Raw genomic sequence first — 18591 nt, 5'->3', positions numbered from 1 at the left:
GGGGGATGGGGATGAAAAAAAGAATTACGGCAATGTTTTTCAGCGGAACCGGCACCACCCGAAAAATTGTCAGGGGAATTGCTGAAGAGCTGGCGAAGCTGGACGGGGAGATTTCGCTTAATGAAAAGGATTTTACCTTCCCCGAAGCGAGAAAACAGGCAGTTTCCTACACTAAAGACGATCTCGTCATCGTGGGGGTTCCGGTTATCGCTGGGAGGGTACCTAACGTCTTGTTAAAATATCTGAATACGGTGACCGGCCAGGGAGCCTTGGGAATTTCGGTGGTTGTCTACGGCAATAGAAACTATGATGATGCTTTGATCGAGCTTAAGGATATCATGGAGGCTAACGACTTTGTTGTGATTTCTGCAGGAGCCTTTGTCGGCGAACATTCCTTCTCTAAGGAACTCGCCCAAGGCCGTCCTGATGACAAGGATATGGCTGTGGTTAGCGAATTTGCCCGCCAGATCTATAGCAAAATGAATGCTGAACTATCCTTCGTAGATCTCCAGGTAAAAGGGATGAAGCCCTACCGCCCTTATTATGTAGCAAAGGACAAAGAGGGCAATCCCTTTGATTTTCGTAAAATTACCCCACAAACCAGCAGCTCCTGTATCGACTGCAAGCTTTGCGCCCAACTGTGTCCGATGGGATCCATCGACCTTGAGGATGTCTCCCGCATAACCGGACCCTGTATCAAATGCTGCGCATGTGTGAAGAAGTGCCCGGTAGAGGCTAAGTATTTTGATGATGCGGGTTATCTAAACCATAAGCATGAGTTGGAAGCAGCCTGTACTCTCCGCAGGGAACCGGAGCTGTTTAGTTAAGAGATCATTGAAAAAACAGGAGCGGATCACACCCACCTCTGGGGTATGGCCGCTCCTGTTTGATTCCCTTATTACTCCCACTCGATGGTGGCGCAAGGTTTCGGACTTAAATCATAGCAAACTCGATTAATATAGGGAACTTCTTTTAAAATGCGATCCGTAATTTTTAGAAGAATAGGCCAGTCAATCGGTTCGATGCTGGCAGTCATGGCATCAATGGTATTGATGGCTCGAATAATAACAGGATATTCATAACTTCGCGCATGATCCTTGACACCCACTGACTTAAAGTCGGGAACGATAGTAAAGTATTGCCAGACCTTTTTGTCTAAACCGGCAATCTCAAATTCTTCTCTTAAAATCGCATCGGATTCTCTTACTGCCTCTAGACGTATTTTATTGATAGCACCGAGACAACGTACGCCGAGGCCAGGTCCAGGGAAAGGTTGCCTATAGACCATGGTTGCGGGCAGGCCCAGCTCAATACCGCAGGCTCTGACTTCATCCTTAAAGAGATGATATAAAGGCTCTACTAAGGAAAACTGAAGATCATCAGGTAATCCACCGACATTATGATGGGATTTTACAACGCTGGCGGTTTTTGTACCACTTTCTACTATATCCGGATAAATGGTACCTTGAGCAAGGAATTCAATGCCTTCCAACTTCCGTGCTTCCTCTTCAAAGACGCGAATAAATTCAGCACCAATGATTTTGCGTTTTTCCTCCGGATCGGCAACGCCTGCTAACTTGTTCAAGAAGCGTTCGCTAGCATCAACATAGACGAGGTTGGCATCCATTTGATTCTTAAATACTTCAAGGACACCTTCTGATTCACCCTTGCGCATCAGCCCGTGGTTGACGTGCACGCACACTAACTTTTTGCCAATAGCTTTAAGTAGCAAAGCGGCCACCACTGAGCTATCTACGCCACCGGATAAGGCGAGTAAAACCTTTTTGTCACCCACCTGTCTTTTTATTAGCTCTACTTGATCTTCTATGAAGTTTTTCATATTCCAATTGGGTACTGCTTCGCAGGTATTAAAGACAAAGGAACGCAAAACTTTACTTATTTCTTGGTCATTTTCCGGCCAATTTGCGATGATGTGTTCGCCTTCTGCCGGCTCATGATTAACCACCATAATAGGTAAACCAGATTTATAGATTCTATGATCAACGTCGATCTTTACCCCATCGATGTGATTATTGGTCCCTCCATTAATAATAATACCTTTAATGTTTGGCAGTCGGGAAAGTTGCTCCAGTGTAATATCGTGTGGGTGAATCTCACTATATACACCAAGATCACGAATCCCCCTAGCAATAGCGGAATTATTTCGGCTACCTAGATCTAATAATATAATCATATCCTGCTTCATTTCAGCCTCCAAAGTTTATTTAGAGTTTTTTAATAAGGGGACTGTTCACCTGTTTTGCCAACAGTAGAACTCTTCAAAATCATCCTAACACAGGAGTGGACAATGGTCTATAATTTACAATGGAATTAATATCAATAAAGCCTAATTAAAAACTAGAATTTGAAAGATGTACCGCTTTATTTTATATTAAAAACTGATATACTATGTATGTAACATTAAACAAGGGGGCGTTTTAGACTCGCTCGGGGAAGCGGTGGCAAGAGTTGCGCGTCGAGATTCCACCTGGTCTCGTTAAACGGTGGACCTTAATAGTTAACAACAATAATTACGCTCTAGCAGCCTAAGTGCTCTAGCATCCTGCCTTCAAGGCCTACGATGAAGGGTCAGGGTGTCAAATTAGTAGGACTGCTCTAATGACAATTCTCGGAGTCATTAGCTAAGATTATCGAGATAGCCTTGGAAGGATCCTGCCTTCTGGAGACCAAGAGGCGAAGTTTAAAGAGAAGGATACACGCGTAGACGCTTTTGTGGCAGCTCTTCGATACAGGGGTGCAATTCCCCTCGCCTCCACCAAATAAAAACTCAACAATTGATACAATTAAGGAGCCCAGCAATGCTGGGCTTTTCGGCATTTTTAGGAGAGAGAAGGCATCGTTTGAGAGGTGCTTTTTGGGTTTTAGCACCCTTTTCGTTAAAAGATGCACCCCCTTGAGGGCGAATTCTACCTTTCGTTAAAAAGTATAGGCATCGTTAAAAGGTATAAAGTAGCTTCAAAAAACTCCCATACGACGGCTTAGAAAAAAGGTGTTAGGGTATATTTTGAAAAGGAAAACATTTATACCTTAGACAGTAAGGGTGAACTGCTGATCACCATTATGTCGAGCTTAGCCCAGGAAGAGAGTCGCAGTATTTCTGAAAATATTACTTGGGGACAAAGGAAACGATTTTCTGATGGTAAGGTCAGCTTGCCCTACCGACAATTCCTAGGTTATGAAAAGGGGGAGGATGGGCTACCCAGAATTGTGGAGTCGGAGGCTGTGACGGTCCGATTGATTTATAAGCTATTTCTTGAAGGGAAAACCCCATCAGGAATTGCTAAACACCTCACGGAAAGTGATATTCCCACGCCATCAGGGAGAGCAAAATGGCCGGTTAGTACGGTAGAAAGTATCCTCACCAACGAAAAGTATAAGGGCGACGCGGTGCTTCAAAAAACTTTCACTGTTGACTTCCTTACCAAGAAGAAGAAGGTTAATGAAGGGGAGATTCCTCAGTATTATGTGGAAAATAGTCACCCGGCAATTATCCAGCCAGATGCATTTGATATGGTTCAGTTTGAGATGAAACGCCGAAAAGAAGGTGGTAAGTGCCACAGCGGAGCTAACTGCTTCTCAAGCAAAATCATCTGCGGTGATTGCGGCAATTTTTATGGCTCCAAGGTGTGGCATTCCACGAGCAAATACCGTCGCACCATCTGGCGATGCAACCACAAATTTAAAGGCTCTGATAAATGTAAAACACCGCATATTGATGAAGCTAATTTAAAGCAATTATTCCTGAGTGCCTTTAACCAACTGATAACAAACAAAGAGGAGATTGGGGAAAATTGTAAAATGCTGAAGAAGGTACTGACCGATACTGCTGCTTTAGAAGCTGAAGCCGTGGAACTGCAACGGGAGATTGAAGTGGTTACCGGGTTAATTCGGCAGTGTGTGGAGGAAAACGCTCAGAGAGGTCAAGACCAAGTCGAATACCTGCAAAGGTATAAGGAGCTGGTGGCACGCTATGAGAAAGTCAGAGGTAGGCTTGAGAAGAACGAAGAATTGAGCTGTGCCCGTAAGGTAAAAAGGGAGCAGTTGGATGCCTTTCTTGATATGGTGCTACGGCAGGATTCTATTTTGACAGAATTTGATGAAGGACTTTGGTATGCGGTGATTGAGAAAGTAACAGTAGATGCTTCTGGAGGTATTAAGTATACCTTCCGGGATGGGACAGTGATAACAGCATAAGATAGTGAACGAAATTAACCCACAGGGTGGCAAAAATGCTGCTCTGTGGGTTTTCTTTTGTTACACATGGTAATCATAACTGGCTGACGTAGGTCAGAAGTATATGTCTAGCAAAACTAAGTTTTGCTTGGGTGGGGGTTCTTATCAGCAAAACCATATAAATCCCTTGCTGAAGCGCTCGTTTAGAGTGATAAAAGTCACTTACATAAACACAGCCTGAGGAAGAGCGAAGAATTAAGCCGTGCCCTAAGGTAAAAAGAGAGCAGATGGACCCCTTTCTTGATAAAAAGCTATGGAAAGATTAGATTTACTAGACTTTGATGAAAGACTTTGGTATGGTGCAGTCGATTTGTTATCATACAATCCGGGTCGATGTCATTTTAGGTGGAAGGACGGGACGGAGTAGCGTGCAAGGTATAATTAAGACAAAAGGTCGATAGTGAAGTGGTAAGGTAGAAGTCCTACTAGGTGTCTTAATCTTAATATAGGTAGAATTATCCATCAGTATGTGGTATCTTTATTTTAATAGCTAGTGCAAAATCTTATAAAGAAAAGGGGTACTGCATGGGGAGATCGACTTTGAACAGCAACTACATGGATAAAAATAAAATCGTATTCTATTATAACCAAAGTGTAGAATTATTTAATGCTTACAGCAGAAGAGATTCAGAAGATGCTTCCTACAAGACATTATCTCTTCTCAACCAAGCAGGTACCTCATTGTATCAAGTTTTCGAAGCTGCATTGAAACGCTACCTTGTGTTAATTAATAAGGAAGCTTATAATAACGGGCAGATAAATTGGTCAGAGTTTCAAAACAATAAGAAGAGCATCGAAAACATGCAAAGACCTGATCTAATTGAGATGCTAGGTAAACAAGATCCCCATTTACATAATATTTCTATTGATTATGAGATTATAAATAGAAACGCTTTTAGCATAACTAATAGACATAAACACGAACTTAGTAACACTCAAGAAAACTCATTTCGCTTGGTACTTCCAGAAGTGAAAAGGTTTATTCTTGCGTATGTCGATCCTGACGCACAACTTGAATTGGATTCTTCAGAAGGGTCTGCTTTTTCTATGGAAGTCAATAATCTATTTGAGGAAACGGATTTTTTTCAGGGAAATGGGCGTTGGAATTATGTGCTTGTTACTGATGCGTTATCAGATTTGACAGATTCGCAAAAAAGGGCAATTACACATATTAAGTGGGCCCAAGTTTTGGACTTTGATAGAGCCTCTGAACAAAATGGGCTGGCGGCGGCTTATCATCACGAACATAAGCTTCAAGCATTAAAGTTTGATCCACATAATCCTGAACGGACGGAATTCAATTGTTTTAGCCCTACCCCATATTGGTTTTATCTTAATGGTTTGGTGGATTTGCCCGCGACAGTGGTTGGTGAAGAGGATTTTCGGAAATGGGGGCAAAGGTATGGCTCTAAGTTGTATCTAGCCTTTCAAAGATATCATGCGGTTTTTGAGAAGCCAATCAAGGTGGTTATTCTTAGTTCTTCGATTAGAAAAGTAAAGAAGGTCATAGAGGCGTTAGATCAAGTGTATGAAGAAAACGTTCAATTTTTAATACTTTCTTCACCAGCCAGCTATTCTGAGTTTGGGGAGCCATATGTCATTAAGCCACTTCAGCTTTCTGCAGCCGAACTTGCCAACAGCATTTTAGCAAATTCAAGTATTTTTAAAATTCTAAACTCGACTTATTCGTGCATGATGCCTGCTAAAAACGGCACGCTGGTATCGGTTGTCCCTGGTCTGTTCAACCATTTTGACCTTGTACATAACGACGTGGCTGAAAACAATGGGGATTTTGAAGGCGATGAATATTCCGAGCTATTCTATCAAGGTAGGGTCCCCCTAAGTTGGTACGGCGCAAAATTTGGTTTTGCAATTTCCCGAAATGAAACCGCCACAAAATTGAAGAAGCTTATATATGGATTAGATGACTCGTACGGTATTTTCCATGTCATACATGAACCAGGAATTGGTGGAAGCACTTTTGCGAGGACTATGGCATATAGTATGCGTCTTGACTATCCCATCTGCATGCTGAAGCAATATACAAAAGAAACTACGGCTAAACAGGTGAATAACTTATATAATTTGCTAAGAACGACAATTATTGTAGTTATTGATTCTAGTATGCTTACGCAGGATCAAGTTAACGCATTTGCTAATGAATTAAAACCACTGGCCTTTCCTTTTGTAATAGTTTATATACGTAGAAGAAGATCCAATGATAGAAATGCCTATCAAAGCGTTTTTTTAAGTAGCCTCAACGATTATGAGTGCTTGGAAATGAAAAAACGATTAGAACCTTTTGCCTCGCAGGAAACGTTAGCCATAATCGACGATATATGCCATTCGCCCTCGAGAATATCAGAAAGATCTCCGTTTTTTATGGCACTTTATACCTTCGAAGAAAATTTTGTAGGTATTAAACCTTATATTCGCACGTTCTTGAAAAGTATGAATAATGAACAGAAAAAGATACTAATTTATCTATCGATAGCAGACAAATATGCTAATCGCCCTATAAACGAATCCTTTTTTCCGAGACATCTGATAACTTTTGATGAAGAGGAAGATAAGGATACTTTCTTTAAAAAAGACAGCCCATTCAACGACTTATTGATACTCAAGTCAACCGACAGTAGCAGAAGTTATTGCCTTAGACATCCATTATTTGCGGACGAAATCATTGAACAAACTGTTTATGAGGGACCCGACGGCAGTGTTTTGCATCAAGCAGCTAAGGCGAATAATTTAATACGCTATCTTATCGAGTTTATTCAAATTTCGAAGACTAATTCAGTAGTGGATTATGACACAACGCTTGATGTAATGAAAAATCTTTTTATTTTAAAGGATAAAACAGAGATTATTCAAGATAAGTTTTCCCCGTTAATTTCTATTGTTAAAAGTATGATGCCGAGCACTCAAGATGGAGAGAATGGGGTAGGGATAATATTTAAAACTCTTGTTGACACATATCCTGATGAACCCCATTTTGTTGCTCACCTTGCTCGTTTTTATACACTGGTCGAGAAAAATTATCTAGAGGGAATTCGTCTTGCTAAAGATGCCATTAGTCTTTCAGAAAGCCTTAATTGTACAGATCCTTTGCTATATCATATTTGCGGCGTGAATATAAGCAGACAAATCAAGGACGAGTATAAACGAAAAATATTTGAGTGCCACGAATATGACGAAACTAAGAATGCACAAATATGGGTAGAGCGAATTAAAAATGCGGCAAATGAAGCGCTCGATATGTTCAAAACGACGCGCTTATTAAATAATCAGGTCCCAGGATACGTTTCAGCTATTGACCTATGCATTGACATTGTTGATATTGGGAAGTCAATCTCTAAAGATGATGATTCTGTCGAATTCATTCGGAACAATCAGGGCGAATGGTATATGTGGTACCTTGATGAAGCGTTATCTCTTATGGATGCATTGAGATCTGTCGAGGATGATAGCGATTTTTCTCGTAGCACACTACAGGCGAAATTAGATAACCTAGTAGGAGAACTGGATAAAACCGTATTAATGTGGGAGAAATTTTTACAACAAGCAAAAACTTCGGAAATTACCCAAGTAAGGCGTTTTTTAGCACGTGCTAAACAATCTCAATTGCGAAAAAGAGGTTACGATGTGGCATCATCAAAGGATATTGATGATATTATGGCACTGATGGTAGAAAACATCAGAGAAGATCCAAATAATGCCGCCAATATACGTATTTGGTTTGATACTGTAAGGTATTGCTCGTCAAAGGATCCAGAATTACTGTTAGATGAAGCTATTAGCAATCTTTCTGTGTGGAAAGCGACGACGGGTAGTGTTGAAGCCTACTATTATTATTTTATTTTAATCTGTATTAAAGCAATTGAGGGGGCATCTCGTGCTGAGGCAGACATTCCCTTTCTGCAAACCGAATTAAAACAAAAGGCTGAACACCGCTACAATAACAGACAAGTATTCGAATGGCTAGGAGAGGGAAAAGGGTTGGGACGTTTGCGGAAGTATTCAGCTAAGCAGATTCGTGAGGACAATGCAGTTAACCTTGAAAGACTAACTGGGAGGATTATAAACTACAAGAATCCCGGGAATGCAACATTGAGTTCTCACAACATGGAGGTGTTTTTCAATCCTTCTAGAGCAAAACAACGCTTTGATTCTGAGGACATCGGCAAATTAGTTTCTTTTGGAGTGGGCTTTAGCTATGATGGATTACGTGCTTATGATCAAAGTGTTGTTGAAAGTGGTTATAATGTTGAATCTGAAACAACGAATAGTCCTGTAGAACTTCAAGTTGGGATGCGCGTAAAATGCCGGGTTATTCGTAATGTTGATTTCTATACCCAAGTTAAGCTTGTGGATTATCATAATCAAGATGGTAGCATTCATGTTAATGAATTGGGAGATGATTATTCAGCGGAGAATCGGCCTGTTGAAGGTGCAATTTTGTTTGCAACAGTGAAGGAGCAAAGAGAAACTGGTTCCAGGCAACAGAAGTTTCGGCGTTTATCCTTGGTAGCAGATGAGCAAGAAAATGTTGAAAATATGCCCGCTTGGAAACGCAAGTTGCTTGAGTATGGGAAGAATCAGCCTGTATAAATCCTTTTCTGGGTTGAACACCACCAACACACGCACCCCTTGGATTTTGCACCCCCTTTAAAGCAGATGCACCCCCCTTCTTAGAGCGGAGATGCATCGTAAAATTGTATCAATAGTTGATTCATTAGACAATCAAACCCTCGAATATTAGGTGGAGATACATAATGAAAGCCTTGAGGTACCATATATTTGCTATGCTCACCTTAGGTGAACTGCACCCATTAGTGTCAGTTCACTATTCCATTATCATGCATGGCTGTGGCTTAGAGAGTAAACACAGAGGCAAAAAAGGTTCTAGCTAGCTGAAAGCATGTAAAAGTAAATTACAAATCGAATTGAGTACGTTTTAATTAGCAGGCTTGGATAACTTAATACATTTTAACGAAGGGGCTTTGCAGTACGCTTGGCTCCTTGAACTTTGTAATGTTCTTAGCTATTTTTGGTGGGTTTAGATTCCTACGGTAATGACCAATTTCCACCAAGAGGATAATACTTATACCACCGCTTATTATAAGCGGTGGTATTTATTTAGGGGTTTCAGCCAGTAGAGCACACGTAGTGTGCGAAACATCCACTCGCTATGTGGCTAGAGGACAAAAGCTCACTTAATTGATTTAGAAAACTTGTGGGGCTGGATAGGTATGTCTCGCCCCCGCCAAACAAACCGACTGGTTTTCCTTAATAAGTTTTATAATAAATAGAAGTATAAATTTGTCATTTTAGCGAATTATTATTCTTTCGTTTTTTGTTTATTAAAAGACTAGATAGCATTATCCTTTTGAATTGGAGGAAAATATAATCTTTTGTAGAAATATATAACATTTGCTATTTCGACATTATTTATCTAATTCAATAAGGAGATATCAAAATGGCTGATTCTAAAAAAATCCAGTCAGGCCCTTTTTTAAGGTGGGCTGGTGGTAAGAAGTGGTTGCTGGAGTATTTAAGACAAATATTAAGCAATAGTGTCTTTAATAATTATCATGAGCCATTTCTTGGTGGTGGGGCATTGTTTTTTTCATACCAACCTAAGAATAAGTCCTTTCTATGCGATATCAATAATGAGCTAATTGAAACATATTTAGCGGTAAAAGAAGATCCTTATTCTGTTATTGATTTGTTGTTAAAATACCAGAACACAGAGCAGTTTTATTATCAATTGCGTGCTAGCGAGCCAGAGAATGCTTTTGAGAAGGCTGCAAGATTTATATTTCTTAATCAGACATCTTATAACGGATTATACAGGGTAAATAAAAAAGGTAAATATAACGTTCCATATGGATTTAGGGAAAAACTTAAAATCAATACAGACAAACTAATTACAGCTAGTTATGCATTACAAAATGCTAATATAGCCGCTGGAGATTTTACTCACTATGTAGATATGATAAAAAGCGGAGATCTGGTTTTTCTAGACCCCCCCTATACAGTATCGCATAATAATAATGGATTTATTGAGTATAACAAAACGCTCTTCTCAATAGATGACCAAAAGCGATTGAGCGACTTTATTGATGTTATAAAAGATAAAAACGCATTTTATATACTAACAAATGCAGCCCATAAAACAGTATTTGAAATCTTTAATAAAGGCGATCAGCTTTTTAAGCTTGAACGGAACAGCCTAATTGGAGGTATCAATTCTAAACGTGGTTTGGTCACAGAGTATATATTTACTAATATAACAGAAGGGGTGCGATAATATGACAGACTGGGGGAAAATTGTCAGTGGAAAAGAGCTTTTGACTGCGAAACAGGAAAGGTGTAAGACTTATATAACAAGAAAAGAACGTCAAATTGCGCTCCCAGAACTCATAGAAGAAGGATGGACTGAATTTAAGTCCTATAAAGATCCAAAATACGTAGGTGTTAAGAAGGATAAACGCTTTGACGAGGTATTTGAAGATAGGGTATGGATGCTTTTTGCGAATCTAGGATTCACAGATATGAACAGAGACCGTTCATTTAAAATGCAATATGACTTTCAAAATCCAGATATCACTCAGCAAATTGATATTTTTGCAGCTGATGAAGAAACGGTAATTATTATAGAATGCAAAGCGTCCGAAACAGTAAAAGATGGAGCGTTTAAAAAGCCTATAGAGGCTTTTTATGGTCAAATGGATGGCTTGCGTAAGGAGGTTCTAAAGGAATTTCCGGGCAGAAAAGTTAAATTCATTTGGGCTACGCACAATTATATAATGAGTAGAGCGGATTTGAACAAGCTTAATGAGTGGAATATTGCTTATTTCAGCAACGCTGTTGTGGATTATTATATCGAACTTGTTAAACATATTGGCACTAGTGCAAGATATCAATTGCTTGGGAACTTGTTTGCAAATCAAGAGATTAAGAATATGGAGAACAAGATTCCAGCCATTCAGGGAAAAATGGGTGGTTATACATATTATTCATTCTCTATTGAACCAGAAAAACTTCTGAAGATTAGTTATGTGCTACATAGGAATGAAGCAAACAAGAATATGATGCCTACATATCAGCGTTTAATAAAGAAAAAAAGGCTAAAAGATATAAAAAACTTCGTGGATAGTGAAGGGTATTTCCCCAATTCGTTAATTATTAGTATCGATACTGGTGGAAAAGATGTGCAATTTGATATCTCACCAACAAGAGTTGAGGGATCATTATCTAAGTTGGGAATATTACATTTGCCCAAAAAGTATCGTTCTGCCTATATTATTGACGGTCAGCATCGTCTATATGGGTATTCAGATTCTCGATACGCATCCACAAATTCAATTCCGGTGGTAGCATTTGTTGACCTTGACCGCAAAGAACAGATAAAGCTCTTCATGGATATTAACGAGAATCAGAAAGCGGTATCTAAATCACTAAGAGTTACATTAAATAGTGATATGTTTTGGGATTCTACTGATTATAATGAGCAGAGGCAAGCTTTAAGATCAAAAATCGCACAGATGCTTGGAGAGGAAGAAACCTCTCCTCTCCTTGGGCGAGTTGCAATAGGTGAAGATGAAAAAGCATCTATAAAATGTATAACTGTGCAAGCTATTCAAGCAGCACTGAAAAAGTGCCAGTTTTTTTCAACCTTTGGTAAAAAGAATATTATTATAAAGGATGGCACATTCGATGTTGGTACAAATCAGGACACTCTAGATATCTTTTATCCTTTTCTTGAAGAGTGTTTGAAGTACGTAAAATCTCTCCTTGAAAATGAGTGGGAAAAAGGAGAAAGCAACAGTGGTATTCTTACAATCAATAGAGGTATCCAAGGTGTTATAAGAGTAATTAATGATATTGTAAATCATTTGGTTGAAGCACATCAAATGTTTCCTAAAATAGACAAAACCTCTAAGCTTGTTGATGAGGTAAGATATTACCTAGACCCACTAGTTGACTTTTTCATAAACCTCAGCATAGAACAGAGGAAGGAACTTAAGAGCGTATTTGGTGGAGGTGCAGATACAAAGTTTTGGCGTACATTTCAAAAAGCAATATCTGATCAGCGAGCAGACTTTAACCCAGAGGGACTTAAAAGATACTGGGAGGATGAGGCTAAAACATATAATGAATCTTCTCGAAAGTATTTAATAGAAATAGAAAAGATAGTAAAAGACATAGTTGCTCATCACCTCGAAAAGGCCCGAGGTGAGAAATGGCTTATAGTTGGTCTGCCTAAATTGGTTTATCTTAAAGCTAAGAAAGAAGCTGATGAACAAACATATGAGAATATTGCTTCTGGTCTAAGTTCTGAAGCAATAAGCATTTGGGATTGCGTAAATCTAAATGATTGTCGGGAGATAGTAATAAACGGGAGAAACTGGTCTGAGATTTTCGACAATATCATCACTCGACCAGAAGAAGTTAAAGTTCATGGCGGTAAAGAAGCCAAAACCGAATGGATTAATCGCCTATTTACTATTAGTAATAAGCTTATAAAAGCAAATTATAGTGTAACAAAAGATGAGTATGATTTTATTAACGGTATCTACAAATGGCTCTTAACTAATAGTCAAGGGGATACCTAATAGCTCAAAGGTGTAATAAGTTAAAAGATATGGATTGTTTGCCTGGGAATTCCGATCTCAATAAAGTAGTAATTTTTGGCGATGACTGCCCTAAGGGAGAGTGACGATGTGTCGAACTATCCTGAAAGTTTGCTTCGCTCGTCCATTTATATTCGTTTGTGCGTATAATCCAAAACATGGGTTCGAAATAGTATAGAAAGTCTCCTTCACTCTATAATTCACACTTTTTTTACTCCATGTCAAGTTGTTAGCTTAAAGTTTATTTCTAACAAAAAAGGGGATATGAAGTATGGATTACTTTGAATTAAACCATGTTAAAGCAAAGGTAAAGTTTAAAGAAGCAATTGAAGAGGTTCTTAATGAGCTAAATAATGTGGTAGATGGAGTGATGTTTGTAAAGGCTAGACCCGGACAGGATGGACATGCAGAAGTATGGATAGACGAAAGAACTTCAAAGTGCTTGGCTTGTGTTGATATACGAGAAATAATTAAATTCGAGGATCTATATTTATTTTTCCATGAGTCAGGTCACGTTATAAATAAGCATTTCAGTGATCCTTTTACTCGAATTACAATCCAACAAGATGAAATCATTAACAGGGAAAAGGAAGCTGATATTTACGCTTTGAAGAAAATGGAGGAATTACTACTTAAGCTCATAGGAAAGAGAAGGGATCATAAAAAAGTTGAAGAGATTATAGAGGTAACTAAATACAGACTTGATTCGGGTTATGAGGATTATTTAATAAAGAAAAAATAAACTTGGTACTAGTAAGATTCGGTATGGTTTTTTTACAGTCATAAACAATAATTCCTATTTGCGCCCTTAGTTGATGAATATTACGGTTCACGAGAGCCGCTATTCCGGAGGTAGTTGAGCCACTTTGAACAGTGGCTCATTCTAGCCCGGATTATTCAGTTGAGGGTTTGGATGGGTACGTTTCGCCTACACCAAATAAACCCACTAGTTTAAAACATAATGAAATCGAAAGTCTTGAGGTGCATAAATAAGTATACCTCAAGGCTTTAAATATTTTTAGAACGCCTAAGTGATAAACCTTAATGAGTATTCTTGCGGCATCTGACCAATAATCCTGTGACATATGGCCAGGGCTCCTATCACATCCGGCCACTGTTCTTGCAACATCCGGCCAAAACCGGCATCTCAATAATTAAATCCTGTACAATGTAGTCACTACGTGTACGGGATAGTAGTGTCAAGCGAAAAGTTGACCACCATGACTGCCAAAAAATTGACCACCCTCCAGGCGGTTAACTTTGGTTAATATTATCGTTAGTTCCCTTTTTTCTTGCTCTGCTTGAACCTATAGGACTCACCAATGAAAGGGATAACATGGGCATGGTGAGTTATCCGGTCAAGTAAAGCTATGGTTAGGGCATTGTCACCAAATACCTCCCCCCAACGGCCAAATTCTAGGTTTGTGGTTATGATCAGGCTACCACTCTCATAGCGTTCAGAGCAGAATTGGAAGAGCAAAGGACTGTCCGCGCCAAGGTTTATGTAGCCTAGTTCATCGAGGATAACAAGGTCAAATTTGTTCCAGGTCTTGAGATAACGAGGTAATCTATACTCACTCTCAGCTTTCAATAGTTCCTGAAGGAGATCGCTCACTTTAACAAATCGCACCCTGTAGCCCTGCTGAATTGCAGAAATACCAATGGCAGTGGCAATATGGGATTTTCCTGTGCCCGATTGTCCTACACATATGACGTTTTCTCGCTCTTGGATGAATTTGCATTCGGACAGGGAAACAATCTTATGTTTGGGGACTTTAGGAATACTAGTAAAGTCAAACCCTTCAATGGTCTTTACCTCTTGAATTCGAGATTGCTTTAAACGTGTGGATAATCGTTTCTGTGCACGAACCTCAACTTCTTTAGCTAAGGCTGCGGCTAAAAAGGAAGTAGGTGTTTGGTTTTGAGCCATGGCATCCCGGGCTAAATCCCTAAAATGGGCCTTAAGGCCAGGAAGTTTAAGCTGCTTACAGTAGATATCGACTACGGCTTCCTTTGCGTCAGCCCGGACAGAGGACAAAGGCATTGATGCCTTCTTGCTCTACTAGACTCTTACATTCAGCGAGAGCCTGATCAATATTCTGGACAAGAACTGTATGAGCGGTATAGGATTCAGTGCCAATCGTGCTTTTATTATGGGTAGGATCAGAATCGGGTACGAGAACGATGAAAGCTTCTTTATACTTCACAATATGTACCTTCAAAATAGTATTTAGTATAAGATTAATTAACTTTACATTAATATAACATGCTCATTATGATACGACAACGTAGTAGAATGAAGGTTCAGATAAATAGTACGGTATTTTTTGGGGATTTGTATCATGGTGCTACCGTGGCTGGCATTTTTGCAATTAGGTTAATTTTCGTTTAGACTGTACCCAAAGAGGAGGCGTGGCTTAATGGTTGATTTTCCAAATTGTCCAAAATGTAACTCGGCTTATACTTACGCAGATGGAAGTGGTTTTGTTTGCCCGGAATGTGCTTATGAGTGGACCTCAGAATCCAGCGCCGAGAGTCTTGAAGATAACAAGAGTGTTAAAGATGCCTATGGCAATGTCTTAAATGACGGTGACACGGTCGCGATAATTAAGGATCTTAAGGTAAAAGGAAGTTCATCATCCATAAAGATCGGTACAAAAGTAAGGAACATACGCTTGATTGATGGGGACCATGATATTGATTGCAAAATCGATGGGTTTGGAGCCATGCAGTTGAAATCTGAATTTGTTAAGAAGGTATAAAATGGGCAGTGCGATAAGCAATACAATAGGAGGCGCCGCAAATTACTTGAAAAAGCTGTTTTGCCACGCCCCTTTTGTGTCTATGGATTACGGCTTTCTAACCAGGCCTTGCTGATGATGTTTACGGCATAAGGATATATATTTCTCATCGGCCCCTAAATCAATTTGGTCTCCCTCTCGTATGATTCCATATTCGTTATAGCGGGCATTATGGGTTGCCTTTCGTCCGCACCAACAGACTGTCTTAATTTCAATGATTTTATCGGCGAGTTCAAACATGCGTCGGCTTCCTTCAAATAAAAATCCTCGGAAATCGGTTCGCAAGCCATAACACATGACTGGAATGTGCAGGGTATCAACGATATCGGCGAGAAATTCAATCTGCTGCTCCTTAGCAAACTGGATTTCATCTATAATAATACAGTCATATTCTTTTAAAGCCTCAAAAGGCATTTCAATCAGTGCTTCTAAGGTGATACAGGGTCCGGCTAAACCACTACGGGATTTTATGAGATCTCCATCCCGTGTTTCAATGACAGGCTTAGCAATCAATGCCTTTTGGCCTTTGTCAATATAATTATGGTACACCAACAAAGCATTGGCAGTTTTGGAACTTCCCATGGCCCCAAAATGGAAATAGAGTTTAGCCACCTTAATCTCTCCTTTAAGTGTCTTTTGTTACCTTAATATTACTAAAAGAAGGCGGGTTTTGCACCTGTCCATATCCATGCTTTCCTATTCCCTATTGTTTCTGTTGGAAAGCCCTCTCATCAATCTGTGCATGGCCTTATTATCTAAAGAAAAGTTTGACAAATTTGTGAATTGAAGTTACAATTAGGTAACTCGTTAATATTGTGGAATTACGAAAAACCTTCCCTGTTGCCTAAAGCTCCAGGAAGACTGAAGACTTCCCCAGGTGGCGGGTAATACGATTTTGGAGGTTTTTTTAATGTTTGAAGACAAAGTTTTATCCTGTAAAGACTGTGGAGTAGATTTCGTTTTCTCCGCTTCCGAGCAAGAATTCTATGCAGAAAAAGGTTTCACCAACGAACCCGGACGTTGCCCATCTTGCCGTGCAGCTAGAAAGCAACAATCTAGAGGTAACGGCGGATATTCTTCACGTCCACAACGTGAAATGTTCCCTGCTGTTTGTGCTAGTTGTGGAAAAGATACCACAGTACCTTTCCAACCTTCTGGTGACAAGCCTGTATATTGCCGTGATTGTTTCCAACCACGCACACGTAACAATTGGTAATTGTTTAACAGAAGCCTTCCTGGAGTTAGTTCCGGGAAGGCTTTTTATATTTAAGGGTAACTTTTGTTTTTTATATTTTGATTAATGAAAATATATGGTATATTCAAACGAGAGCCCAGCTTGACCAAAGACTCTTAGATATAAAAAAAGGGGGTGACAAGTTGCTTAAGAAGATTTTACTCGCTTTCGACGGTTCGGAAAACGCTTTGAAAGCAGCTGACTACGCCATAGCGATGGCAAAAAGCAACAATGGCTCGGTAAAGATTCTTCATGTGCGGGAAACGGTCACATCCTATCCAAGCAGAGTTGTTTTTGATGCAGCCGAAATGGAGAAGGAGCTAAGTTCAGAAGCGGAAGCGATTATCGCTCAAGGAATCGCCAAATTCGCAGATTCCGGTGTTGAGGTTAAAGCCGAGATAAAAACAGGTGACCCGGCAGAGGTCATTTGTGAAGAAGCGGAGAAAATGGGAGCTACTGAAATTATTATTGGAAGTCGTGGCATGAATGCCGTATCTCGGTTCTTTATTGGCAGTGTTAGCCAGAAAGTCCTGACACATGCCCATTGTACCGCTCTAGTCGTAAGGTAATTAGAGTCAGAATTACATATAAGTTACCAATAAAGGCATATTAGAGAAAAGCAGCTTCGTAATTTACTGAGGCTGCTTTTCTCTAACTGGGCTTTGTTGTCAATTATTCTCGAAGGTAAAAGAGGGGCGATAGTAAAATTGTCGAATTATAGAGAAATATAGTTATAAAATACTACTAAATTCGTAAAATTTGAAAAGGGTTATTTGAGTGAGACGGCGAATATATAGGGTGAAGTTGTATAGACAACCAAGCATATGTAGTCAAGAATGAGATTAGGAGGTTGATACGCATGATACTTATAGGCGAGAAAATCAATGGAGCGATTCCATCCGTAGCAAAGGCTATTGCTGCCAAAGATGCGGATTTTATTCGCAATCTAGCCAAAGTGCAGACTGAAGCAGGTGTTGACTATCTTGATGTTTGCGCCTCGGTAGATAACGATATCGAACTTGAAACTATGAAGTGGCTGATCGATCTGGTCCAAGAGGTGTCGGATGTCGCCATTTCCATAGACAGCCCCAACGCTCATATCATCGCCGAAGCCATAAAGTATTGTAACAAGCCGGGATTGATTAATTCCGTGTCCATGGAGGGCAATAAGATTGAATTGATTTTCCCATTAATTGCGGATACGAAATGGGAATGTGTAGCACTACTGAATGATGATACGGGAATTCCTCAAGATGCCGCTAAGCGCTTGGAGGTTTTTGCAGCTATTATGGATAAAGCAAAGCAATACGCTATTGCTCCTGATCGCTTGCATATCGATCCTTTGGTGCAAATGCTCTGTACTTCAGAAGACGGTATCTTAGCTATTATGGAGGTCTTGAAAGAAATCAAGAAACAGTATCCCCAAATCCATATCACTGGGGGAGCTAGCAATATTTCCTTCAATCTCCCTGTGCGGAGATTAGTGAATCAGGCTTTTATCGTCATGGCCATGACTGCAGGAATGGATAGTGCCATTGTTGATCCGACTAAAGAGGATTTAATGGGCATGATTTTTGCGACCGAAGCTCTTCTCGGTCAAGATGAATACTGCATGGAATACATTGGAGCCTATCGGGAAGGTAAATTTGGCGTAAAAAAATAACAT

14 protein-coding genes, 1 other RNA gene and 1 pseudogene are annotated in these 18591 nt (G+C 39.7%); 12 read left to right on the top strand and 4 right to left on the bottom strand.

Annotation, left to right across the window (positions count from 1 at the left end; genetic code table 11):
• The first annotated feature begins 11 nt into the window (after positions 1 to 11).
• Complete coding sequence (locus DESDI_RS16220; protein WP_015263697.1) at positions 12 to 827, top strand: EFR1 family ferrodoxin; 816 nt, start codon at positions 12 to 14, stop codon at positions 825 to 827.
• 71 nt (positions 828 to 898) lie between these two features.
• Here DESDI_RS16220 and guaA read toward each other — a convergent pair whose 3' ends face one another.
• A complete protein-coding gene (gene guaA, locus DESDI_RS16215; protein WP_015263696.1) occupies positions 899 to 2206 on the bottom strand; it encodes a glutamine-hydrolyzing GMP synthase in 1308 nt (435 codons plus the stop codon).
• Between the two features lie 223 nt (positions 2207 to 2429).
• Between guaA and ssrA the strand changes: the two genes are divergently transcribed.
• The 7 genes and pseudogenes from ssrA to DESDI_RS16190 all read left to right on the top strand — a co-directional run bounded on the left by ssrA (position 2430) and on the right by DESDI_RS16190 (position 13632).
• Positions 2430 to 2779, top strand: a transfer-messenger RNA (tmRNA) gene (gene ssrA / locus DESDI_RS17720).
• 236 nt (positions 2780 to 3015) lie between these two features.
• Positions 3016 to 3546, top strand: a pseudogene (locus tag DESDI_RS18505) (recombinase family protein); the annotation flags it as partial.
• Positions 3532 to 4215 carry a recombinase zinc ribbon domain-containing protein gene (locus DESDI_RS18500; protein ID WP_345787249.1) on the top strand — a complete coding sequence of 228 codons (684 nt, stop codon included), beginning with the start codon at positions 3532 to 3534 and terminating at the stop codon, positions 4213 to 4215. The pseudogene DESDI_RS18505 and the gene DESDI_RS18500, both read left to right, overlap by 15 nt.
• Positions 4216 to 4809: 594 nt before the next feature.
• Positions 4810 to 8862, top strand: coding sequence for an ATP-binding protein (locus tag DESDI_RS16205; protein WP_156801148.1), 4053 nt, complete (start codon positions 4810 to 4812; stop codon positions 8860 to 8862).
• A gap of 868 nt (positions 8863 to 9730) precedes the next feature.
• Positions 9731 to 10564 carry a DNA adenine methylase gene (locus DESDI_RS16200; protein ID WP_015263693.1) on the top strand — a complete coding sequence of 278 codons (834 nt, stop codon included), beginning with the start codon at positions 9731 to 9733 and terminating at the stop codon, positions 10562 to 10564.
• A 1-nt stretch (position 10565) separates the two neighbouring features.
• Positions 10566 to 12872, top strand: a complete 2307-nt coding sequence (locus DESDI_RS16195) for a DGQHR domain-containing protein (RefSeq protein WP_015263692.1) — start codon at positions 10566 to 10568, stop codon at positions 12870 to 12872.
• A 289-nt stretch (positions 12873 to 13161) separates the two neighbouring features.
• The gene (locus DESDI_RS16190; protein ID WP_015263691.1) at positions 13162 to 13632 is read left to right on the top strand and encodes a hypothetical protein; all 471 of its coding nucleotides are present in this window, start codon (positions 13162 to 13164) and stop codon (positions 13630 to 13632) included.
• Between the two features lie 534 nt (positions 13633 to 14166).
• Here DESDI_RS16190 and istB read toward each other — a convergent pair.
• Positions 14167 to 14934 (bottom strand): IS21-like element helper ATPase IstB, encoded by a 768-nt coding sequence (istB, locus tag DESDI_RS16185; RefSeq protein WP_015263689.1) that lies wholly within the window; start codon positions 14932 to 14934, stop codon positions 14167 to 14169.
• Entirely contained in the window at positions 14909 to 15097 is a 189-nt protein-coding gene (locus tag DESDI_RS16180) for a DUF6506 family protein (RefSeq protein ID WP_015263688.1), read from the bottom strand. Before DESDI_RS16180 ends, istB begins: the two co-directional genes overlap by 26 nt.
• 213 nt (positions 15098 to 15310) lie before the next feature.
• Between DESDI_RS16180 and DESDI_RS16175 the strand changes: the two genes are divergently transcribed.
• Positions 15311 to 15652, top strand: coding sequence for a zinc ribbon domain-containing protein YjdM (locus DESDI_RS16175; RefSeq protein WP_015263687.1), 342 nt, complete (start codon positions 15311 to 15313; stop codon positions 15650 to 15652).
• 87 nt (positions 15653 to 15739) lie between these two features.
• On the opposite strand, the gene DESDI_RS16170 is transcribed toward DESDI_RS16175, so the two are convergent.
• Complete coding sequence (locus DESDI_RS16170) at positions 15740 to 16303, bottom strand: thymidine kinase (protein ID WP_015263686.1); 564 nt, start codon at positions 16301 to 16303, stop codon at positions 15740 to 15742.
• Between the two features lie 298 nt (positions 16304 to 16601).
• On the opposite strand from DESDI_RS16170, the gene DESDI_RS16165 reads away from it, so the two are divergent.
• From DESDI_RS16165 to DESDI_RS16155, 3 genes are all read left to right on the top strand, one after another.
• Positions 16602 to 16907 carry a zinc-ribbon domain containing protein gene (locus DESDI_RS16165; protein ID WP_015263685.1) on the top strand — a complete coding sequence of 102 codons (306 nt, stop codon included), beginning with the start codon at positions 16602 to 16604 and terminating at the stop codon, positions 16905 to 16907.
• 161 nt (positions 16908 to 17068) lie between these two features.
• On the top strand, positions 17069 to 17494 hold the full coding sequence (locus DESDI_RS16160) for a universal stress protein (protein WP_015263684.1): 426 nt from the start codon (positions 17069 to 17071) through the stop codon (positions 17492 to 17494).
• Between the two features lie 290 nt (positions 17495 to 17784).
• The gene (locus DESDI_RS16155) at positions 17785 to 18588 is read left to right on the top strand and encodes a methyltetrahydrofolate cobalamin methyltransferase (protein ID WP_015263683.1); all 804 of its coding nucleotides are present in this window, start codon (positions 17785 to 17787) and stop codon (positions 18586 to 18588) included.
• Positions 18589 to 18591 lie beyond the last annotated feature (3 nt).

The sequence above is a fragment of the Desulfitobacterium dichloroeliminans LMG P-21439 genome (genome assembly GCF_000243135.2).
GTDB classification, from domain to species: Bacteria; Bacillota; Desulfitobacteriia; order Desulfitobacteriales; family Desulfitobacteriaceae; genus Desulfitobacterium; species Desulfitobacterium dichloroeliminans.
This window is presented reverse-complemented; position numbering and strand designations above follow the sequence as displayed.